Source organism: Burkholderia sp. AU38729, from assembly GCF_020419725.1.
Classification (GTDB): domain Bacteria; phylum Pseudomonadota; class Gammaproteobacteria; order Burkholderiales; family Burkholderiaceae; genus Burkholderia.
This window is the reverse complement of the sequence record NZ_JAIZQO010000009.1, coordinates 381700-402463: the sequence shown is the minus strand read 5'-3', so window position 1 is coordinate 402463 and position 20764 is coordinate 381700. Positions and strand designations below refer to the sequence as shown.

Annotated in this window: 19 protein-coding genes and 1 tRNA gene; 7 read left to right on the top strand and 13 right to left on the bottom strand. The window is 65.1% G+C overall.

Features of this window, described 5'->3' with window-relative positions; translation table 11 throughout:
• Positions 1–25 precede the first annotated feature (25 nt).
• Both LGM56_RS24970 and LGM56_RS24965 read right to left on the bottom strand, forming a co-directional pair.
• Positions 26–508, bottom strand: coding sequence for an SRPBCC family protein (locus LGM56_RS24970; protein WP_039370078.1), 483 nt, complete (start codon positions 506–508; stop codon positions 26–28).
• Between the two features lie 99 nt (positions 509–607).
• Complete coding sequence (locus LGM56_RS24965; protein WP_226207051.1) at positions 608–1480, bottom strand: pirin family protein; 873 nt, start codon at positions 1478–1480, stop codon at positions 608–610.
• 122 nt (positions 1481–1602) lie between these two features.
• Here LGM56_RS24965 and LGM56_RS24960 point away from each other — a divergent pair, with 122 nt between their 5' ends.
• Entirely contained in the window at positions 1603–2577 is a 975-nt protein-coding gene (locus LGM56_RS24960) for a LysR family transcriptional regulator (protein ID WP_089495223.1), read from the top strand.
• Between the two features lie 404 nt (positions 2578–2981).
• Here the strand turns inward: LGM56_RS24960 and LGM56_RS24955 are convergent, their stop codons facing one another.
• From LGM56_RS24955 to LGM56_RS24915, 9 genes are all read right to left on the bottom strand, one after another.
• A complete protein-coding gene (locus LGM56_RS24955; RefSeq protein ID WP_039370086.1) occupies positions 2982–3410 on the bottom strand; it encodes an ExbD/TolR family protein in 429 nt (142 codons plus the stop codon).
• 13 nt (positions 3411–3423) lie between these two features.
• Positions 3424–4155: a MotA/TolQ/ExbB proton channel family protein gene (locus LGM56_RS24950; RefSeq protein WP_089440626.1), complete on the bottom strand. Its 732-nt coding sequence runs from the start codon at positions 4153–4155 to the stop codon at positions 3424–3426.
• Positions 4156–4191: 36 nt separating this feature from the next.
• Positions 4192–4920, bottom strand: a complete 729-nt coding sequence (locus LGM56_RS24945; protein WP_226207050.1) for an energy transducer TonB — start codon at positions 4918–4920, stop codon at positions 4192–4194.
• 218 nt (positions 4921–5138) lie between these two features.
• Entirely contained in the window at positions 5139–5375 is a 237-nt protein-coding gene (locus tag LGM56_RS24940; protein ID WP_039370093.1) for a bacterioferritin-associated ferredoxin, read from the bottom strand.
• 150 nt (positions 5376–5525) lie between these two features.
• Positions 5526–6386, bottom strand: a complete 861-nt coding sequence (murI, locus tag LGM56_RS24935) for a glutamate racemase (RefSeq protein ID WP_226207049.1) — start codon at positions 6384–6386, stop codon at positions 5526–5528.
• Between the two features lie 39 nt (positions 6387–6425).
• Positions 6426–6902, bottom strand: coding sequence for a bacterioferritin (gene bfr / locus LGM56_RS24930; RefSeq protein ID WP_011352652.1), 477 nt, complete (start codon positions 6900–6902; stop codon positions 6426–6428).
• 194 nt (positions 6903–7096) lie between these two features.
• Positions 7097–8620, bottom strand: a complete 1524-nt coding sequence (locus LGM56_RS24925; RefSeq protein WP_039370104.1) for a fumarate hydratase — start codon at positions 8618–8620, stop codon at positions 7097–7099.
• A 34-nt stretch (positions 8621–8654) separates the two neighbouring features.
• Positions 8655–9278, bottom strand: a complete 624-nt coding sequence (locus LGM56_RS24920) for a TIGR00645 family protein (protein ID WP_226207048.1) — start codon at positions 9276–9278, stop codon at positions 8655–8657.
• A 113-nt stretch (positions 9279–9391) separates the two neighbouring features.
• Positions 9392–10285, bottom strand: coding sequence for a DMT family transporter (locus LGM56_RS24915; RefSeq protein WP_071333524.1), 894 nt, complete (start codon positions 10283–10285; stop codon positions 9392–9394).
• A gap of 317 nt (positions 10286–10602) precedes the next feature.
• Here LGM56_RS24915 and acs point away from each other — a divergent pair, with 317 nt between their 5' ends.
• The 3 genes from acs (at position 10603) to LGM56_RS24900 (ending at position 15032) form a co-directional block, all read left to right on the top strand.
• A complete protein-coding gene (gene acs / locus LGM56_RS24910) occupies positions 10603–12585 on the top strand; it encodes an acetate--CoA ligase (RefSeq protein WP_089495221.1) in 1983 nt (660 codons plus the stop codon).
• Between the two features lie 83 nt (positions 12586–12668).
• Positions 12669–13013, top strand: coding sequence for a DUF4212 domain-containing protein (locus LGM56_RS24905; RefSeq protein ID WP_089431320.1), 345 nt, complete (start codon positions 12669–12671; stop codon positions 13011–13013).
• A 3-nt stretch (positions 13014–13016) separates the two neighbouring features.
• A complete protein-coding gene (locus LGM56_RS24900; protein WP_089495220.1) occupies positions 13017–15032 on the top strand; it encodes a sodium:solute symporter family protein in 2016 nt (671 codons plus the stop codon).
• A 65-nt stretch (positions 15033–15097) separates the two neighbouring features.
• Here LGM56_RS24900 and LGM56_RS24895 read toward each other — a convergent pair whose 3' ends face one another.
• Together LGM56_RS24895 and LGM56_RS24890 are read right to left on the bottom strand one after the other, a co-directional pair.
• Complete coding sequence (locus tag LGM56_RS24895) at positions 15098–15673, bottom strand: hypothetical protein (protein WP_226207047.1); 576 nt, start codon at positions 15671–15673, stop codon at positions 15098–15100.
• Between the two features lie 683 nt (positions 15674–16356).
• A tRNA-Ser gene (locus LGM56_RS24890) sits at positions 16357–16447 on the bottom strand.
• Positions 16448–16633: 186 nt separating this feature from the next.
• Here LGM56_RS24890 and LGM56_RS24885 point away from each other — a divergent pair.
• The 3 genes from LGM56_RS24885 to LGM56_RS24875 all read left to right on the top strand — a co-directional run bounded on the left by LGM56_RS24885 (position 16634) and on the right by LGM56_RS24875 (position 20745).
• Positions 16634–17266, top strand: a complete 633-nt coding sequence (locus LGM56_RS24885; protein ID WP_089495218.1) for a LysE family translocator — start codon at positions 16634–16636, stop codon at positions 17264–17266.
• A 117-nt stretch (positions 17267–17383) separates the two neighbouring features.
• A complete protein-coding gene (locus tag LGM56_RS24880) occupies positions 17384–17857 on the top strand; it encodes a hypothetical protein (protein WP_226207046.1) in 474 nt (157 codons plus the stop codon).
• A 110-nt stretch (positions 17858–17967) separates the two neighbouring features.
• Positions 17968–20745, top strand: coding sequence for a type VI secretion system Vgr family protein (locus LGM56_RS24875; RefSeq protein WP_226207045.1), 2778 nt, complete (start codon positions 17968–17970; stop codon positions 20743–20745).
• The last annotated feature ends 19 nt before the right edge of the window (positions 20746–20764 follow it).

Below are 20764 nucleotides of genomic sequence, written 5' to 3'. Positions count from 1 at the left end.
GGCGGCCCGCGGGCCGCCATCGGGTTCAGTGCAGCGGATCGGGGTCCTTGCGGCCCTGCGCGTACTCGCGGATCAGGCGGACCGTGTCGATATCCGACGTGCGGTACGCTTCCTTGACGATCCCGTGCGTCTGACGCGCGTCTTCGCTGTCGTCCGTGACGACCAGTGTCGTGCGGTATTCGAAACGCAGGAACAGCTCGTGGTCGTCGCGCTCCTCGATCGTCATCGTCAGCGAGCCGCCGATCTCGCCGTCGGCGGCGAGGATGTCGTAGCGAACCTGCTGGTTCGGCGTGAACGTGACGTGATCGCGCACGGTCGCGTGACCGTAGTGCAGCTCGCGTTCGAGCGTCGTGTCCGTCCGTTCGTGGACGACACAGCTGTCGAGACCGAGCACGAACAGTTGCGGCTGTTCGGCGCGCAACACGAGACCTTCCCAGAGCTGGTCGCGGGTGAGGGTCGGCACGGCCGGATCGTCGGAATTGATCTGGATCAGATGTTCGAAGTTCAAGGGGACGGGTTCCTTCTGGTGGCGGGCGGCCACGTGGTTCAAGAAGTCATTGTGACGCAAAACGGGCGGTTTCGCGGCACCTGCGCGCCCGTCCGTGCGTCATGCTTCGATGCGCCCCATGCGACCGGTCTGGTAGTCGACGACCGCCTGCCGGATCTCTTCCTCGGTGTTCATCACGAACGGGCCGTAGCGGACGATCGGCTCGTTGAGTGGCACGCCGCCGATCAGCAGCAGGTCGAGCGACGTGCCGTCGGCGGCGAACGTGACCGTGTCGCCGTCATCGCAGTACACGACCATGTTTCGTGCGTCGACCGCCTGCCTGGCGGGCCCGTAGAGTCCTGTTCCGTCGATCGGATAGGCGAACACACGATAGCCTGCCGGGACGGTCTGCGTGACCGTTGCGCCTGGTTGCAGCGTGAAATGCTGGTAGAGGATCGGTGTGCGTGTCTCGATCGCGGCGCGGACGCCGAACGCTTCGCCGGCGATCACGCGCACCCGTGCGCGGCCGTCAGGTGAGGTGGCGGTCGGGATGCGATCCGCGGGGATCTCCTGGTAGCGCGGCGCGATCAGCTTGTCGCGGCGCGGCAGGTTGACCCACAGCTGGAAACCGTGCGAGCGGCCGCCTGCTTGCGCGAATTCCGGATCCGGCATCTCGCTGTGCACGACGCCGGCGCCCGCCGTCATCCATTGCACGTCGCCCGGGCCGAGCGTGCCGGCATGGCCGGACGAGTCGCGATGGCGGAAGCGCCCGTCGAGGGCGTAGGTCACGGTCTCGAAGCCGCGATGCGGATGGTCGGGGGCGCCCTTGGCCTCGCCGGGCGCGTAGTCGACGGGGCCCATTTCGTCGAGCAGCAGGAACGGATCGAAATCCATCAGCAGCCGGGTCGGGAACGGGCGATGAACCACGAAGCCGCCGCCTTCGGTCGTGCGAAGCGCGGGGTAGGTGCGGTCAAGCGAGCGAGCGGTCGTCATGCGGATACCCTCGAAATCAACGGAATAGCGTTATTTTTGAAACATAGCGCTATTATATTGGGCGTTTTACCGTTCAATTCGCGAAGGTTCGCAATGGATTGTTCTGAAATTGGAACGATGACATGAATATCGATGCACATAACCTGAACGACCTCATGTACTTTTCGCAGGTCGTCGAACATGGCGGTTTCTCGGCCGCGGAGCGCGTGCTGGGCATCTCGAAATCGCGCCTGTCGCGGCGCCTGACCGAACTCGAGGCGGCGCTCGGCGTGCGCCTGCTGCAGCGTTCCACCCGCAAGCTCGCGCTGACCGAGGCAGGGGAGCTGTTCTACCAGCATTGCCAGGCGATGCTGGCCGAAGCGCAGGCGGCGATGAACGCGGTGCAGCAGTTGCGCTCATCGCCGCGCGGATCGGTGCGCGTCAGCGTGCCCGTGACGCTGTCGCAGACGATGCTGTCGCGCATCCTGCCCGAATTCCTGCGTCGCTATCCCGAGGTGAAGGTGCACGTTCGCGTGACGAATCGCGTGATCGACCTGTTCGAGGATTCGATCGACGTCGCGCTGCGCGTGCGCTCGGAGCCGCCGCAGAACGCGAACATCGTCGTGCGGCCGCTGTGGCGCACCGAGCAGATGCTGGTCGGCGCGCCGAGCCTGCTGAGCCAGAATGCGCCGCCGCTGGTACCGGACGACCTGAGCGGCTTCGAGACACTCGATACGCCGAGCGTCGACGGGCGGCACCTGTTCAACCTGATCGCGCCGGACGGAACGCGTCACGTGCACGAGCACGACCCGCGGCTCGTGACGGCTGACCTGATGACGATCCGTGAAGCCGTGCTCGACGGCCTCGGCATCGCGGCATTGCCGGAGATGATGTACGGCAACGCGCTGCGCGCGGGGCAACTGTCGCCGGTGATGCCGGGCTGGACGTTGCCGGTGCCGCAACTGTATGCGGTGTTCGTGTCGCGGCAGGGGATGCCGCCGGCGGTGCGTGCGTTCGTCGACTATCTGGTCGAGAAGCTCGATCATGGCGCCTACCAGGATCCGGGGTGCCCGGAACGCGCGAAGAAGGAAGCGGCGGCCGATGTTTCGGCGACCTGAACACGACGCGCACGGCGACGCAAATTTGTTTTGTCATTGAAGCGTCGCCTGCAATCGCAAGTTTCAATCGCCGGAACCTTGAATGCGTGTGCGCGCGGGCCTATATTGAAATCCCATTTCGTGAAGGAAGTTCTGAGCGAAATCAGGTGGCCGCATATATTGCGAGCCAGATAGGGCAGAACGCGCAGTCCGTGCAGACCACGGCAGAGTCGCATTTGCGTTGCTCGAGGCGCAACCGATACCGCCAAAGAGCCCGCCGCCCGAAGGCGCCCGCGTGCGCATGAAAAAAGGCCTTCATCTGGCGATGAAGGCCTTTTACTTTGTGCGCGGCCGGCTAGGTGCGGCCGGCTAGGTGCGGCCGGCTAGGCGCGGCCGGCGATGCGTTACCGCAAGACGTGCGCGCGTTACTTCGCTTTCGCGCCCGGCTCCGTCACGAAGCCGAGCTTCGTCAGGCCGCCTGCCTGCGCATCCGACATCACTTCCGCGACGTGTTCGTACGCGACCTTGCGATCCGCGCGAAGGTGCAACTCCGGCTGGGGCGTGCGCTTTGCCGCTTCCGCGATGCGTTCCTGCAATTGTGCGCGCGTGACCGTGTGGTCGTCCCACAGGATCGTGCCGTCACCCTGGATCGCGACGTCGACCGTCTGCGGTTTTTCGTCGACGGGCTGGCTGCTGGCGTGCGGCAGGTCGATCTTCACCGCATGCTGCATCGCCGGGATCGTCACGAGGAAAATGATCAGGAGTACGAGCATGACGTCGACGAGCGGCGTCATGTTGATCTCGCTCATCACTGCATCGTCGTCATCGTCGCTGAAACCGGTGTTCATTGCCATGGTTCACCCCGCCTCAGCTGGCGCGCGTCGCGAGACGCAGGCCGTCGCGCGTCGACGACGAGGCCAGGCTCGCGCCCGTCACGAAATACGCATGTAGACCGTGCGCGAAGCGGCGCAGCTTGCTGACGACACCCTTGTTCGCGCGGGTGAGTGCGTTGTAGCCGAGCACCGCCGGGATCGCGACGAACAGGCCGAAGGCGGTCATGATCAGCGATTCGCCGACCGGGCCCGCGACCTGGTCGATCGACGTCTGGCCGGATGCGCCGATTGCGAGCAGGGCGTGGTAGATCCCCCAGACCGTACCGAACAGGCCGACGAACGGCGCGGTGCTGCCGATCGACGCGAGGATCGCGAGACCGCTCTGCATGCGCGAGATGCCTTCGTCCATCGTGTCCTTCAGGCAGCGCGTGACCCAGTCCGACACGTCCATGCGATCGTGCAGGTGCGGTTGCGTCTGGTGGTGGTGATCGGCGGCTTCCTTGCCCGACAGCGCGAGCGCGAGGAACGGGTTGTCGTTCGGCGTCGATGCGGCGAGGCCGAGCTTCTTGATGCCGTCGTCGAAGTTGTCCGAATGCCAGAATGCCTGTTCGGCGTTCTTCGTCAGGCGGTTCAGGCGAATCACGTTCCAGCCCTTGATGACGATCACGATCCACGACAGGACCGACATCACGAGCAGCGTGATCGCGATGGCGCGCGTGACGAAATCACCTTGCGCCCAGACGTGCGCGATACCGTAGCTTTGCATTTTCTTGTTTCCTTTGAATCTACCGAATATGACGGGTTAGTCGTCAAGCGTGAAGTTGAAGGGCAGCGTATGGGCGGCGCGGATCGCCTGGCCGTTCTCGATATACGGCGGGCAGGTGCTCGCGCGCGTCGCCTCGAGCGCGGCTTCGTCGAGACGCGGGTAGCCGCTGCTCTTCTGCAGCTGGACGCTTTCGATCTTGCCCGTCACGCCGATGATGAAGTGAACATAGGCCGTGCCCGTTTCGCCGCGACGGCGCGACATCGACGGATAGGTCGGCTTGACGAAATTGCACGTGAGCGCCGACACGTTCTTCGGTGCGCTGACCTGCATCGTCTCGCGCGCGGGGCCGGGTGCTGCAGCCGGGGCAGCAGGCACCGGCGCGGCGGGAGCCGGTGTCGGATCGGCCACTGCCGGCGCGGGCGTCGGCGACGGTGCCTGCAAGACGGGCTGAGGCGTCGGGACCGCCTTCTGCACCGGCTTCGGCTCGACCTTCGGCTTCACGCGCGGCGTGGGCTTGGGCGGCGTAGGCTGCTGCGCGGCCGACTGGACCGCGACCGGCTGGGCAGGAGGGGCAGGCGGAATGAGCTGCGCGGTGATCGACTGAACCTCGATCTCCTTCGGCGGCGGCGCGTTGCGATGGAGCCAGGCGGCCGTCAGCATGATCGCATGTGCGGCAAGCACACCGACCGCGACGACGATCACTCGGGGATTCATACGTGGTGCAGCCGGCACGGCGCCGGCAGGAGCGAGATGCGAAGCCTGCATGTTAGCTTGAAAGAACGATGTCGCACCCGGGGCGCGGCGGGTGAATCGGCATCACTTGCGGAAGATCAGCAGCGAGATGCAAACGGTGGTCACAAATCCGATCAGCAATTCCATGACAGGCTCCTTGGCAGGTAAGCCGCTGGCTCGCGCAGACGGTGGCTTGCTGACGGTCAAAACAAAAAATGCGGCCTGGGCCGCATGCGCACACTCGGCGCCGGTCAGGCGGCCTTGCGTTCGTAAAACGTGACCGGGATCGGGTGAGCGTGATGCTCGACACCGCACCGGCTCGCGCAGACGCCCTGTTCGGCCATGAGGTCGCGTACGGACTCCTCGCACTTGCCGCAGCACGTGGCCACGCCAAGCTCGAACTGGAGTTCATCGAAAGAGTTCACGCCCTCTGCGAGGGACGCGCGAATCTTGCGATCGGAAACAGACTTGCACACGCAGACGATCATGATGAGTTGCGATAGCTAACGGTAATGCGAATTATTATCATTAAATTTGCGGACGTTGACAAGCCTGGGGCAGGCTTTTTTTAAGGGCATCGGACCCTTGAAACGTCGGGAGGGTGGAGCGGCACGCGGAAGAGGGCGTACCGGCCGGTATCAGGCGGTCGCGCAGGCGCGCGCGTTCGGCGAGGAAATGGTGACGGATTCGACCGGCGCAGCGAGGCCGAGCAGCGTCGAGGCGAGCACCTGCAACTGGCGGCCGTCGCTGGTCGAGCAGAAGCGGGGCGATGCCGCGCGCGTGCCGGCCGGTGCGCGCAGATTGCGTTCGTCGAGCACCCGCACGAGCTGGCGCGCGATCGCGTCGCTGGTGTCGACGAGCGTCAGGCGGTCGCCCACAAGGTCACGAATCGTTTCCGTGAAGAACGGGTAATGCGTGCAGCCGAGTACCAGCGTATCGGCGCCGTCGTCGAGCATCGGTTGCAGGTAGCTGTCGAGCAATGCGCGCAACGCGGGCGAATTCGTATCGCCGCGCTCGATGGCTTCGACGAGCCCGTGGCCGGGCTGGCAGATGAAGCGGCGGCCGGCGCCGTAGCGGTCGAGCAGCGCCTGGAAGCGCGGGCTGTTCAGCGTCGACTGCGTGGCCAGGACGCCCGCGACGCCGCTCGCGGACACGGCGGCGGCCGGCTTGATGCCCGGCTCGACGCCGACGAGCGGCATCGACAGATGTTCGCGGACCGTGGCGATCGCACGTGCGGTCGCCGTGTTGCACGCGATGACGAGCGCTTTCGCCCCTTCGCGGGCCAGCCACTCGCCGATTGCCAGCGTGCGTTCCGTAATGAACGCCTCGTCGCGCGGACCATACGGCGCATGGTGCGAATCGGCGACGTAGATGAACGATTCGTCGGGCAGTTTCGCGCGCACGGCGCGCAGCACCGACAGGCCGCCCAGCCCTGAATCGAAGATGCCGATGGGCGCGACGGTCGTGGCCGTCGCAGGAATAGCGGAAGGTGTCGACATGAACGGGCTGGGGGCGGTAACGGGAAGCGTGGAGCGAGTTTACTCCGGCGACCCCATCATCGTTTGCTGGTAGTTCTGCAGGCCGACCTTGCCGATCAGGTCGATCTGCGTTTCCAGCCAGTCGATGTGCTCTTCGGTGTCGTCGAGGATCTTTTCGAAGATCTCGCGCGACACGTAGTCACGCACCGATTCGCAGTAGGCGATCGCTTCCTTGCAGGTGGACTGCGAGATCTGTTCGAGCTTCAGGTCGCACTTCAGGATCTCTTCGGTTTCCTCGCCGACGAGCAGCTTGTGCAGATCCTGCAGGTTCGGCAAGCCGTCGAGCATGAAGACGCGCTCGATCAGCCAGTCGGCGTGCTTCATTTCGCCGATCGACTCGTCGTATTCGTGCTTGCCGAGCTTCTCGAGGCCCCAGTGCTTGTACATGCGCGCATGCAGGAAGTACTGGTTGATCGCCGTGAGTTCATTCTTCAACTGGGCGTTCAGATATTCGATGACTTTCTTGTCGCCTTGCATGGCTTGTTCCTTGTTCAGTGGGGCTTCAGAAACCGAACGATAATCGCTCGAACGAGAAAAGCCAAGCCTCGAAGCCTTGCCGGGCCTGCCTTTTGCGTGTAATGAGAATCAGCCTCGAATATCCGGCCACGCACCATAATGAGAATGAGAAGTAAAAAGGCCGGACTCGCGTCCGGCCTTTCGTTCGATCGCGCTTAAGCGGCTGCGACCGGGATCTTGCCGATCTTCGCCTGCCACTCCTTCGGACCGGTCTGGTGCACCGACGTGCCCGACGAATCGACGGCGACCGTCACCGGCATGTCCTGTACGTCGAACTCGTAGATCGCTTCCATGCCGAGGTCTTCGAACGCGAGCACCTTCGCACCGCGGATCGCCTTCGACACGAGGTAAGCCGCGCCGCCGACGGCCATCAGGTAGGCCGCCTTGTGCTTCTTGATCGCGTCGATCGCGACCGGGCCGCGCTCCGCCTTGCCGACCATCGAGATCAGGCCGGTTTGCGCGAGCATCGTCTCGGTGAACTTGTCCATGCGCGTGGCCGTCGTCGGGCCTGCCGGGCCGACCACTTCGTCGCGGACCGGATCGACCGGGCCGACGTAGTAGATCACGCGGTTCGTGAAGTCGACCGGCAGCTTCTCGCCCTTCGCGAGCATGTCGGCGATGCGCTTGTGCGCCGCGTCGCGGCCGGTGAGCATCTTGCCCGACAGCAGCAGCGTCTGGCCCGGCGTCCAGCTCGCGACTTCTTCCGGCGTCAGCGTGTTCAGGTCGACGCGCTTGCTGGTTTCCGTGTTCGGTTCCCAGTTGACCTTTGGCCACGCGTCGAGCGACGGCGCTTCAAGCTTGGCCGGGCCCGAACCGTCGAGCACGAAGTGCGCGTGGCGCGTCGCCGCGCAGTTCGGGATCAGCGCGACCGGCTTCGATGCCGCGTGCGTCGGTGCCGCCATGATCTTCACGTCGAGCACGGTTGCCAGGCCGCCGAGGCCCTGCGCGCCGATGCCGAGCGCGTTGACCTTCTCGTGCAGCTCGACGCGCAGTTCCTCGACCCAGTCCTTCGGGCCGCGCGCGATGATTTCCTGGATGTCGATCGGCTCCATCAGCGATTCCTTCGCCATCAGCATCGCCTTTTCGGCGGTGCCGCCGATGCCGATCCCCAGCATGCCGGGCGGGCACCAGCCCGCGCCCATCGTCGGGACCGTCTTCAGCACCCAGTCGACGATCGAGTCGGACGGGTTCAGCATCACGAACTTCGACTTGTTCTCCGAGCCGCCGCCCTTCGCCGCGACCTGCACGTCGACCTTGTCGCCCGGCACGATCTCGTAGTGGATCACGGCCGGCGTGTTGTCCTTCGTGTTCTTGCGGGCGCCTTCCGGCGGATTGACGATCGATGCGCGCAGCACGTTGTCCGGGTGCGTGTAACCACGGCGCACGCCTTCGTTGATCATGTCGGTGAGGCCCATCGTCGCGCCGTCCCAGCGCACGTCCATGCCGACCTTCACGAAGATCGTGACGATGCCGGTGTCCTGGCAGATCGGGCGGCGGCCTTCCGCGCACATGCGGCTGTTCGTGAGGATCTGCGCGATCGCGTCCTTCGCGGCCGGGCTTTCTTCCAGCTCGTACGCGCGGCCGAGGGCCTGGATGTAGTCGAGCGGATGGTAGTAGCTGATGTACTGCAGCGAATCCGCGATGCTCTGGATCAGGTCTTCCTGTTTGATGACGGTCATGGCTGAGACTCTGTGGGGACAGTGGGGAATGCGTTTATGCGTTGACGGCTGCGTCGGCCGGCTTGCGGGGCTCGTTCGCCGCGGGCGCGTGCGCGCCGTAGGCGTGCGGCTCGTGGAAATGGGCCGGGTGCGTGTGCGTCGTCAGGCGGTCGACCCACGCCATCACGAGCGCCGACACCAGGAACGACACGTGGATGATCACCTGCCACATGATCGCGTGCATCGTGTGCTGGTCGGGGTTGATGAACGTCTTCAGCAGGTGGATCGACGAAATGCTGATCAGCGCCATCGACAGCTTGACCTTCAGCACGCCCGCGTTCACGTGGTCGAGCCACTCGGGCTCGTCGGGGTGCCCCTCGATGCCGAGGCGCGACACGAACGTCTCGTAACCGCCGACGATCACCATGATCAGCAGGTTCGAGATCATCACCACGTCGATCAGGCCGAGCACCGCGAGCATCACGCTGATTTCGTCGAGGCTCGTCGCATGCGACAGCAGGTGCCAGACTTCCTTCAGGAACAGGAACACGTAGACGGCTTGCGCAACGATCAGGCCGAGGTAAAGCGGAACCTGGAGCCAGCGGCTCATGAAAATCAGCGCGGGAAGGGGGCGAAGCGGGCGACGCGCGGGGCGGCCGGGCGAATGCGGGGCAGACATGGTGGACAGTCGGGCGCGGTGCGCAGGTATCGGGGGTAATCTTGAAAAGGCGCGCTATTGTAACGCGTCGGCCGGCGCGACTGCAGTGACGCGCCGGCGCTGCCGGGGACGGATCAGGAGGCGGCGGCCGGCACGCGTTTCACGCGCAGGCTGGCGAGCACGATGCCGGTGACGACGCACGCGAGCGCGATGCCGTGGGCGAGCGTCGGGCGCTCGCCGAGGAACGCGATGCCATACGCGGCGGCCGCGACCGGCAGCACCGCGCTGAACACGCCGGCGAGGCTGCCCGGTACGTGCCGGATGCCTTTCATCCACAGCCAGAACGAGAAGATGCTGGCCGACAGGCCATACCAGACGACGAGCGCCCAGGTGCCGGCCGGCACGCTCGCGTAATCGAAATGCCACATGGCCGTCGCGCCGAGCGGCAGCATCAGGCACAGGCCGAACAGGTGCGTGTACGCGCAGATGTCGATCGGCGCGAGCGTCTGCGTGAGGCGGCGCGACAGGATCACGTAGATCGATTCGCAGCACACCGCGCCGAGGATCAGCAGGTTGCCGGTCAGCGACGACGTGCCGTGCCCGGCCGCGCTGCCGTTCGCGAGGTTGATCGTCACGACGCCGGCGATCGCGAGTGCGATCGACACGAGCGCACGGCCGTTCGGTTTTTCACGCAGGATCAGCCACGCGAACAGCGCGACGATCGCCGGGATCGTGCTGGTGATCACGCCGGCCGCGACCGCGCTCGTGCGCTGCACGCCGTTCAGCATCAGCAGCGTGAACATGAAGGTGCCGAAGAACGCCTGCAGGAACAGGTTCAGCCATTCGCCGCGCTTGACCGTGCGCATTTTCACCGGACTGAACAGCGGCCACAGCACGGCGATCGCGATTACGAAGCGCAGCGTGGCGAGGATGGCGACGGGAACGAAGACGACGATCGATTTACCGATACCGACATTGCTGCCGACGAACAGCATCGACAGCACGAGAAAGAAAGCGTAGCGATTCAAGCTGGAATCCGGAAGGCGAGTTCAGTTAGGATTGTAGGGTCGCGCTCGTTACAGCGTAAAGCTGCACGCGGGCGCCGCCCGAAGGGCGAAACGGCCGTGCCGCGTAAGTGACGGGTAAGTTCGAGCGCTTATCGTGGAAACTGTCGGGTCGCCCGGTCGCCATCGTGTGACGTGGTGCGGCGCAGCATCGCGCAGCGGCCTTCGGGCCGTGCGCGGGTGGTGGGTAGGAGACAGCGGCGCGCTTGCGCCGGCCAAGACGCGCGGCGCGCACGATCGCGCCGCCATGCAGAGGATTCATGTTCACCAAGGGGTAGTCGATGTCTGCGATTGAATCGGTTCTTCACGAAACCCGTCAGTTTGCGCCGCCCGCGGCGCTCGAACAGGCGGCGACCATTTCCGGCATGCCGGCCTATCGTGCGCTCGCCGCCGAGGCCGAGAACGATTACGAAGGATTCTGGGCGCGTCTCGCGCGCGAGGGTCTGGCGTGGCACAAGCCGTTCACGAAAGTGCTCGACGAGTCCAACGCGCCGTTCTACAAGTGGTTCGACGACGGCGAGCTGAACGCGTCGTACAACTGTCTCGACCGTCACGTCGAAGCCGGTAACGGCGAGCGCGTCGCGGTGATCTTCGAAGCCGACGACGGCACCGTGACGCGCGTCACCTATGCGGATCTCCTCGCACGCGTATCGCGGTTCGCGAATGCGCTCAAGAAGCGCGGGATCGGCAAGGGCGACCGCGTCGTCATCTATATCCCGATGTCGATCGAAGGCATCGTCGCGATGCAGGCCTGCGCGCGCATCGGCGCGACGCACTCGGTCGTGTTCGGCGGCTTCTCCGCGAAGTCGCTGAACGAGCGGCTCGTCGACGTCGGCGCGACCGCGCTCGTCACGGCCGACGAGCAGGCGCGCGGCGGCAAGACGCTGCCGCTGAAGAGCATCGCGGACGAAGCGATCGCGCTGGGCGGCTGCGAGGCCGTGAAGAGCGTGATCGTCTATCGCCGCACCGGCGGCAAGATCGACTGGCACGCCGAGCGCGACCTGTGGATGCACGAACTGACGGCCGGCGAATCCGACCAGTGCGAGCCGGAATGGGTCGGCGCCGAGCATCCGCTGTTCATCCTGTATACGTCGGGCTCGACCGGCAAGCCGAAGGGCGTGCAGCACAGCACGGGCGGCTACCTGCTGTGGGCCGCGCAGACGATGAAGTGGACCTTCGACTGGAAGCCCTCCGACGTGTTCTGGTGCACGGCCGACATCGGCTGGGTCACCGGCCACACGTACATCACGTACGGCCCGCTCGCATGCGGCGGCACGCAGGTCGTGTTCGAAGGCGTGCCGACCTACCCGGACGCCGGGCGTTTCTGGAAGATGATCGGCGACCACAAGGTCACCGTGTTCTACACCGCGCCGACCGCGATCCGTTCGCTGATCAAGGCGGCCGAGGCCGACGACAAGGTGCATCCGAAGAGCTACGACCTGTCGAGCCTGCGCATCATCGGCACCGTCGGCGAGCCGATCAATCCGGAAGCATGGATGTGGTATCACAAGCACGTCGGCCAGGAGCGCTGCCCGATCGTCGACACGTGGTGGCAGACCGAGACGGGCGGCCACATGATCACGCCGCTGCCGGGCGCGACGCCGACCGTGCCCGGTTCGTGCACGCTGCCGCTGCCGGGCATCATGGCAGCGGTGGTCGACGAAACCGGTCAGGACGTGCCGAACGGGCAGGGCGGCATCCTCGTCGTCAAGCGCCCGTGGCCCGCGATGATCCGCACGATCTGGGGCGACCCGGAGCGCTTCAAGAAGAGCTACTACCCCGAGGAACTCGGCGGGCGCCTGTATCTGGCCGGCGACGGCACCGTGCGCGACAAGGACACCGGCTATTTCACGATCATGGGCCGGATCGACGACGTGCTGAACGTGTCGGGCCACCGACTCGGCACGATGGAAATCGAATCGGCGCTGGTCTCGCACGAGCTCGTGGCCGAGGCGGCCGTGGTCGGCCGTCCGGACGATACGACGGGCGAGGCGGTGGTTGCGTTCGTGGTGCTGAAGCGTTCGCGTCCGGAAGGCGAGGAAGCGGCGGCGCTGGCGAAGACGCTGCGCGACTGGGTCGGCAAGCAGATCGGGCCGATCGCGAAGCCGAAGGACATCCGCTTCGGCGACAACCTGCCGAAGACGCGCTCGGGCAAGATCATGCGGCGCCTGCTGCGTTCGCTCGCGAAGGGCGAGGCGATCACGCAGGATACGTCCACGCTCGAGAACCCGGCCATCCTCGAGCAGCTCGCCGAAGTGCGCTGATCGTACCGGTTGCGCATCACGCGCACGAGCCCCTGCGCGGCAATCCCGATTGCCCGCGCAGGGGCTTTTTGTTACATAACGGCATGACCGTTCCGACCCGTCCCGCGCCTGCCGCGCCCCCTCCCGTTCCCGAGCCGCTCGCGCGTGCCCACGCACGCTACTGGCGCTTCAACGTCGCGCTGATCGCGGTGCTGATGGTGATCGGCTTTTCGGTATCGTTCATCGTGCCGTTCTTCGGGCCCGCGCTCGCCGGGATCCGTTTCGCCGGGTTCAGCCTGCCGTTCTACGTCGGCGCACAGGGCGCGATTCTCGTGTACCTCGTGCTGATCGTCGTCTACATCGGGCTGATGCAACGCGCGGACCGCACGCTGCGCCGTGCGTACGACGATCATGCGGCACGCGCCGGCCACGCGAACGGTGGGCGCTGATCCATGCTGACGCGCCGACTGATCCGCGCCTACGCGCTCTACACGCTGGGGTTTCTCGGGTTCGTGCTGCTGATGTGGCGGATCGAGCGTGCCACCGGCTCCGGCGTCTGGATCGGCTACGTGTTCCTGTTCGTGCCGATCGCCGTGTATGCGGTGATCGGGCTGCTGTCGCGCACGTCCGATCTCGTCGAATACTACGTGGCCGGGCGGCGCGTGCCGTCTGCCTTCAACGGGATGGCGACCGCGGCCGACTGGCTGTCGGCCGCATCGTTCATCGGCCTGGCCGGATCGCTCTACGCGACCGGCTACGATGCGCTCGCGTACGTGATGGGCTGGACGGGCGGGTTCTGCCTCGTCGCGTTCCTGCTCGCGCCGTATGTGCGCAAGCTCGCGCGCTACACGATTCCCGATTTCCTCGGTACGCGCTTTTCGAGTACGGCCGTGCGCGCGCTGGCGGCCGGTGCGGCGATCCTGTGTTCATTCGTGTACCTGGTCGCGCAGATCCAGGGGATCGGCCTGATCGCGACGCGCTTCATCGGCGTCGATTTCGCGATCGGGATTTTCTGCGGGCTCGCGGGCATTCTCGTGTGTTCGTTTCTCGGCGGGATGCGCGCGGTCACGTGGACGCAGGTCGCGCAGTACATCATCCTGATCAGCGCGATCCTGATTCCGGTGTCGCTGATCGCGATGAAGAACGGGCTCGGCCCCGTGCCGCAGTTCAATTACGGCAAGCTGATGGAGCGCGTCGCGGCGCGCGAGGCGCAGGTGCGCGATGCGTTCGACGAGCAGCAGGTGCGCGACGCGTATCGCCGGCAGGCCGCGGATATCCAGACGCGGCTCGACCGGCTGCCGGCATCCCATGCGGACGCCCGCCGGCATCTCGCCGACCAGCTGGCCGACCTGCGGCGCCACAACGGGCCGCTGCGCGAGATCAGCCAGCGCGAGCGCGAGCTGGCCGACTTCCCGCGCGATCCGGCGGCGGCGCGTGTCGCGTGGACGCAGGCGCGCGACGACCTGCTGGCGCGTGCCGAGCCGCCCGTGCCGATGCACGAGCCGTTTCCCGCCGCGAGCGAAGACGAACGCAAGCCGCGCGAGCGGAATTTCCTTGCGCTGCTGCTGTGCCTGTCGCTCGGCACCGCGAGCCTGCCGCACATCCTGACGCGCTACAACACGACCACGTCGGTCGCGTCGGCGCGGCGCTCGGTCGGGTGGACCCTGTTCTTCATCGCGCTGTTCTACCTGAGCGTGCCGGTGCTCGCGGTGCTGATCAAGTACGAGATTCTCGCGAACCTCGTCGGGCGGCCGTTCGCCGAATTGCCGGCGTGGGTCACGCAATGGCATCACTTCGAACCCGACCTGATCAGCGTCGTCGAGGTGATTCGCGACGGCATCGTGCACTGGTCGGAAATCCAGATGCAGCCGGACATGGTTGTGCTGGCCGCGCCGGAGATCGCCGGGCTGCCGTATGTCGTGTCGGGGCTGATCGCGGCCGGTGCGCTTGCCGCGGCGCTGTCGACCGCGGACGGGCTGCTGCTGACGATCGCGAACGCGCTGTCGCACGACGTCTATTACTGCATGGTCGCGCCCGATGCGTCGAGCCAGCGGCGCGTGACGATCTCGAAGGTGCTGCTGCTCGGGGTCGCTCTGTTCGCGTCGTATGTCGCGTCGCTCAATACCGGGAAGATCCTGTTTCTCGTCGGCGCCGCGTTTTCGCTGGCGGCGTCGAGCTTCTTTCCGGTGCTCGTGCTTGGCGTGTTCTGGAAGCGCACGACGACGCGTGGCGCGATCGCGGGGATGGTGACCGGGCTTGCGGTTTGCGTGTACTACATCGTGTCGACCTATCCGTACTTCACGCAGCTGACGGGGTTCGCGGGGAGCACGTGGTTCGGGATCGAGCCGATCAGCTCGGGAGTGTTCGGGGTGCCGGCGGGTTTTGCCGTGGCGATCGTGGTGAGTTTGTGCGATCGAAAGCCGGATGAATATACGCGGGCGCTGGTGGATTACATCCGGCATCCGTGACGCAAGTGTCGTTCGGCATTGCTCAAGTGCCGGGACCCGTTCGTGTTGGCGCCATGACGGGTGGGTCAGAGCGCTGAAATGCCGAGCTCGGCTCCCTTGGTCGTCTGCACCCGGCTGAAATCACAGCTTCCATCCGTCACGCCTTTCGCGTTCGGGATGGCGACGCAGACGTAGGCACGGATGCCATGCGGCAAGGCCACGTGGCGGAACTCGCCAACCTTGATCGTCGCGACCCGATCGACGGCAAATCGATCGTTGATCGGTGTCACGCCGGACGGGATCGACATGGTGACTTCCGACGTGGCGTTCCCGGCTTGCGATGTCAGCGTCTGGCTGCTGCCGATCTCTCCGTTGACCGAGAAGCGTATCGCTGCCTGTCCCTCGGACACGCGCTGGACCGTGACCGCGAGCGTCGGCTTGGCAATTCCCGCTGCGCATTTGCCGGCGGCGCATTCGCGAACGGAAAGAAGCGTGCGAAATGGGGAGGCGGGCTGACCAATGACCGACAGGTCGGTCGACGAGCCGCCGTCGCGCAGCGATTTTTCGAGCGGTGGGGGAGCGGTTACCGCGACGGTGGTGCTGATCGACGCGGGCGAAAATGCCGTCGCGCAAGCGGACAGCATCGTCGCAGCAATAGCCATCGTGGCGAACCGTGGACTCAATCGCATGGAGCTGACTCGCGGTGATGAAACCCTGGATATCGTCAGGAGAATACGCTTCTTTAGCGTGGGGTGTTCGGGAGTTGCGGTGTGCTGCATGCTCGGCTCTAACGAGGAAGCGGCTGGCTGTGCAGGGTCGCCGGTTTCGAGAGCTTTTCGGAAGTCAGTTTATCGGTCGTATTCCGGAAAATTTGTGAAGCCGAATCCATGATGCGGATTTCCGATCGTTATTCAATTTCGACTGACGGCCTGAACGGGCGTCGCCGGGCCGAGAAAGATAATGGAGCGATAAGAAGAAGCGCGTTGAATTGCATGGCCGTCGCTCGCGCTTGATGCCTGACGACGGACATCAATGCGCAGTGCATGATGGCGAGCGTGTCTGCGTAGCGCGCATCGGGGGAGCAGGGGGAAATCGACGATGCAAGCGCGCATCGGAGGCGCGGCCAACGGTCGCCACACCGACGATCCGCGGACGCTTCAGCGTGCAGAAATGAAAAACGGGCCGAGCGGCCCGTTTTTGCGGATGTCCGGGGATTCGCCCACACGAGCGCGGGCCGCGGATTCGCTTGCAGGCGAATCCCTTCGAATCCCCCGCGCCAGCCGGCCTGTCGGCTGGCTTCTTTCCGGAAACGAAAATGCCCGCTGGCGCGGGCATTTTTGAATACTGGCGGAGAGAGGGGGATTCGAACCCCCGATAGGCGATTAACCTATACACGCTTTCCAGGCGTGCGACTTAAACCACTCATCCATCTCTCCGGAAGACCGAGAGTATAGCAAACTCTGGGGGCAGTCCGCCACTCCGTCCGACGATCCATGCAAATCGGACGGGGCGCGAGGTCGGTGGCCCGCCAGACAACCGTCGAGTGGGCGGTCGCGCCATCATGCGATCATGCTCCGTCCGCCTGCATGTTCCAGCCCTTCGTTCAACAGGAACGCCCCGCCATGTCGCTGTCCGCCTTGCTCGCTTTTGCCCTGATCCTGTCCGTCGGCGTCGCGACGCCCGGTCCGACGGTGTTGCTCGCGATGAGCAACGGCTCGCGATACGGATTGCGTCACGCAATGGTCGGCATGCTGGGCGCTGTCACGGCCGATGTCGTGCTCGTTGCGCTGGTCGGGTGCGGTCTCGGGATGCTGCTCGACGCGTCGGAAACGGCCTTCGTCACGCTGAAGCTGGCCGGTGCGGCGTGGCTCGCCTACGTCGGCGTGCGGATGCTGCTGTCGTCCGGCGGCTCCACCGCCGCTGCGCAGGCGCTCGATCACGCGACGCCCGATCGCCGGACCGCGTTCCTGAAGAGCTTTTTCGTCGCGATGAGCAACCCGAAATACTACCTGTTCATGTCTGCGCTGCTGCCGCAGTTCGTCGACCGGTCGCATGCAATCGCACCGCAGTACGCGATCCTCGCGGCGACGATCGTCGCGATCGACGTTATCGGGATGACCGGCTATGCACTGCTCGGCGTGCATTCGGTGCGCGTGTGGAAGGCCGCGGGAGAGAAGTGGCTGAACCGTGTCAGCGGGTCGCTGCTGCTGATGCTCGCGGGCTACGTCGCGCTGTATCGCAAGGCCGCGAACTGACGCGGCGATGCATCTGGAACATACCTCTCGCCAACTGGCCCGGCGATGAAGCCGATCGAGCGCTTCACGCTCGAAACGCACGACGGTTCGTATGAAACGTGGCCGTCGCGCACGCACGTGCTCGCGAACGGCGAACGTTGCGGCCTCACCGTTTCCGGCTATGTGCTGCTTCGCCAGTTCGAGACGCCGGACGCCTATCTGCTCGTCACCGACTACGACTGCCTGTTCGAGGAGGCCGTCACGTTCGCGCTCGTGTCGAAGGATCCGTTGAAGGAACTCGCGCGCCGCACGGTCGGCGCGATGTACGCGTCGTGCCATCTGGACGACATGACGTGGACCGACGACCGCCACTTCAGCGCGACGTTCGTGGACATCGAAGGACGGTGGGATTTCACGATTCGTGACCGATCGGTGCCGATCGTGCTGCCACGGCTAGGTATGCGGCAAGTGCCTGTCGGCGCGGCACCACGACGACGATCGGGTGTCGCCGGACGAGGTGTGATCAATTCGAAAGAGTGTGAAATTTTAAATCCGGCTGGAAGCATTACACAAAGCGCTCTAAAACCTTTCAAAATTTCGTCACTCGCCTGACAAATTTGATATGCTCGCGAAAAAACAGGCGGGCGGCACTCCCAGGACGGACCAGCGGGCGTGATTGCCCGGTGAACAACGAAGTAAAACAAAATCCTGAGAGTCACGCTGTGAATACAGCCGAATTGCTACGCACATTTGCGTCCGGGGTGGTCGATCAGCACAATCGGCCGGTTCGCATGAACTGGGGGCCTGCCCAGAAGACGCTCGAGCAGGTGCTTGCGCTCCAGTATGCCGATATCCGGGAAGGGTTGATGACGGGCATCGAGGGGCATCTGACCTGCGTGTCCGCGCGGGCCGATCTCCCGATCCGCAGCTTCATCGGGCTACCGGTTTCCGTCGAGATGACGACCGATCGCGGGCGTCTCCATACCATCAACGGCATCGTCACCGACGTTCGCACCGGACAGTCGGACGGTTCGCTCACCTGCTACCAGTTGACGATTCGCGACGTGCTGTCGGTGATGGAGCGGCGGACCAATTCGCGACTGTTCCGCACCAAGAACCTGCCCGACATCCTCGGCGTGCTGCTCCAGGAATGGCGCCAGCGCAGCTCGGCGCTGGCGGGCGCATTCGAATTCGACCTGTCCGGCCTGCAAGGCGAACGCTACCCGGCGCGTGAACTCACGCGGCAGGTCAACGAGTCGGACGCGCACTTCATCCGGCGGCTGCTGCGGCGCGATGGTGCGACCGTCTTCGTCAAGGCAGGCAAGGCCGGCGAGCGGGCGAACGGCAACGCGAACGACACGCCGGTTCATACGCTGGTCTTTGCCGACGATTCGATGAAGTTGCCCGAGACGATTGCCGGCACCGTTCGCTATCACCGCGACGCCGCCACCGAAGAGCGCGACTCGATCACGCTGTGGGCGACGAGCCGCAGCCTGATCCCCGGCAAGATCGTCCGGCCGACATGGGATTACAAGACCGGCCGGATGTCGCAAACCGAACAGGCGACGATCGTCGACCAGGGCGACGGCGGCAACGATCTCGGGCATCTGCTGGCCGACAGCGTCATCGATATTCCGCACGCGGGAAATTCGTCGGCCGATCTCGACCGGATCGGCAAGGACCGCATGCTTGCGCACGAACTGCGCGCGGAATCCGTCGACGGCGTGAGCAATGTGCGCGATCTGGCCGTCGGCCACTGGTTTGCACTTGCCGAGCATCCGCAGCTCGACACATTGCCGGCCGAGCAGCGGCAGTTCGTCGTCACGTCGCTTCATCACCGTGTACGGAACAACCTCCCGAAGGAACTGAACGAGCGCGCACAGTCGCTGTTCGCGGCAAGCCGCGTGCTGTTCAACGCGGTGCCGACCGACGTGAGCAGCACGCCGGGCGATGAAAACGACAGGCGCTACGAGAACACGTTCTCGTGCGTGCGACGCGGCGTGCCGCTGACCCCGGCCTACGATCCCCATGTCGACCTGCCGGCCGTGCATCCGATGACGGCCGTCGTCGTCGGACCCGACGGGGAAGAAGTGTTCTGCGATGAAATGGGCCGCATCCGGGTGCAGATCCAGGGGCTGAACGCGGACGATCACGCGCATGCGCAGGGCGCCGGCACGAGCGGCACGCCGAGCGACAGCGCGCCGGTGCGTGTCGCCTGCGCGCTCGCCGGGCCGAGTTTCGGCGCGAATACCTTGCCGCGCGTCGGCATGGAGGTGCTGATCGGCCATATCGGTGGCGATCCGGACCGGCTCGTCGTGATGGGCGTGCTGGCCAACGGGCCCAACATGCCGGCGACCTTCAGCCACACCGGCGCGCTGCCGGGCAACCGTTATCTGTCCGGCACGAAGACGAAGGAAATCAAGGGGCAGCGGTACAACCAGATCCGCTTCGACGATACGCCGGGGCAGATCAGCAGCCAGCTGGCGAGCGAGCATGCGTATAGCCAGCTGAACCTCGGCTATCTGACGCAGCCGCGCGACAACGGCCAGGGTACCGCGCGCGGCGAGGGCGCCGAGTTGCGCAGCGATGCGCACGTGGCGATTCGCAGCGGCAAGGCGATGCTGATCTCGGCCTGGGAACGGCTGCGCGCGAGCGACGGCCACCTGGCGCGGGACGAGTATCTGCAACTGATGCAGGAATGCGTCGAGCTGTTCAAGAGTCTCGGCGACTATGCGGGCCAGCATCAGGGCGTGGCGCCCGATACGCAGCCGCACGACGCGCTGATGACCACGGTGAAAGGCTGGCCGAACGGGGAAGCCGCCGGTGGCGGCGAATCGTCGGGCGCGGCGATGGCGGCGATCGGCATCACCGCGCCGGCCGGGATCAGCATCGCGACGCCGAAGACCGTCACGACCCATGCGGGCGGCAACGTCGATATCGTCGCGCAGAATCACCTGCAGTACACGAGCGGACAGCGGATCAACCTGCAGGCCGGGCATGGCGTGGCGATGTTTGCACACAGCGAAGGGGTCTCGGCGATCGCCAACCAGGGGAAGGTGGCGCTGCAGAGCCAGAACGACGATACGCAGATCGATTCCGCGAAAAACATCCAGATGACGGCGGGGGGCGGAAAGCTCGCGGGCATGGCCAGCGAGCAGGTCGTGTTCGTGACGTCGGGCGGCGCGTATCTGAAGCTGCAGGGCGGAGATATCGAGCTCGGGTGTCCGGGGAGTTTCACCGTCAAGTCCGCGTCGCATACGTGGGCCGGGCCGGCGAGCATGAGCACCGATTTCCCGAAGTTCGACCAGGGTTCGCTGGGGCGGGTGCCGAAGCTGGTTCGGGCGACCGACGGGCAGCCGGTCGAAGGGATGGAAGCCGAGGTGCGCAAGGCATCGGGCGAGTTGATCAAGGGGAAGACCGACGCGCAAGGCAAGCTGGCGCCGGTCAGCAGCGATCAGTTCGAACAATTGGCGGTGCGCTTCTTCAAGTCGAGAACCTGAGCTGAGTCTTCAAGAAAAA

What these genes read in the sequence shown, in the direction of transcription:
- LGM56_RS24965 (WP_226207051.1), bottom strand. Translation starts at nt 1,480, where the DNA reads ATGACGACCGCTCGCTCGCTTGACCGCACCTACCCCGCGCTTCGCACG.
- LGM56_RS24960 (WP_089495223.1), top strand. Translation starts at nt 1,603, where the DNA reads ATGAATATCGATGCACATAACCTGAACGACCTCATGTACTTTTCGCAG.
- LGM56_RS24955 (WP_039370086.1), bottom strand. Translation starts at nt 3,410, where the DNA reads ATGGCAATGAACACCGGTTTCAGCGACGATGACGACGATGCAGTGATG.
- LGM56_RS24950 (WP_089440626.1), bottom strand. Translation starts at nt 4,155, where the DNA reads ATGCAAAGCTACGGTATCGCGCACGTCTGGGCGCAAGGTGATTTCGTC.
- LGM56_RS24945 (WP_226207050.1), bottom strand. Translation starts at nt 4,920, where the DNA reads ATGCAGGCTTCGCATCTCGCTCCTGCCGGCGCCGTGCCGGCTGCACCA.
- LGM56_RS24940 (WP_039370093.1), bottom strand. Translation starts at nt 5,375, where the DNA reads ATGATCGTCTGCGTGTGCAAGTCTGTTTCCGATCGCAAGATTCGCGCG.
- murI (WP_226207049.1), bottom strand. Translation starts at nt 6,386, where the DNA reads ATGTCGACACCTTCCGCTATTCCTGCGACGGCCACGACCGTCGCGCCC.
- bfr (WP_011352652.1), bottom strand. Translation starts at nt 6,902, where the DNA reads ATGCAAGGCGACAAGAAAGTCATCGAATATCTGAACGCCCAGTTGAAG.
- LGM56_RS24925 (WP_039370104.1), bottom strand. Translation starts at nt 8,620, where the DNA reads ATGACCGTCATCAAACAGGAAGACCTGATCCAGAGCATCGCGGATTCG.
- LGM56_RS24920 (WP_226207048.1), bottom strand. Translation starts at nt 9,278, where the DNA reads ATGTCTGCCCCGCATTCGCCCGGCCGCCCCGCGCGTCGCCCGCTTCGC.
- acs (WP_089495221.1), top strand. Translation starts at nt 10,603, where the DNA reads ATGTCTGCGATTGAATCGGTTCTTCACGAAACCCGTCAGTTTGCGCCG.
- LGM56_RS24905 (WP_089431320.1), top strand. Translation starts at nt 12,669, where the DNA reads ATGACCGTTCCGACCCGTCCCGCGCCTGCCGCGCCCCCTCCCGTTCCC.
- LGM56_RS24900 (WP_089495220.1), top strand. Translation starts at nt 13,017, where the DNA reads ATGCTGACGCGCCGACTGATCCGCGCCTACGCGCTCTACACGCTGGGG.
- LGM56_RS24895 (WP_226207047.1), bottom strand. Translation starts at nt 15,673, where the DNA reads ATGGCTATTGCTGCGACGATGCTGTCCGCTTGCGCGACGGCATTTTCG.
- LGM56_RS24885 (WP_089495218.1), top strand. Translation starts at nt 16,634, where the DNA reads ATGTCGCTGTCCGCCTTGCTCGCTTTTGCCCTGATCCTGTCCGTCGGC.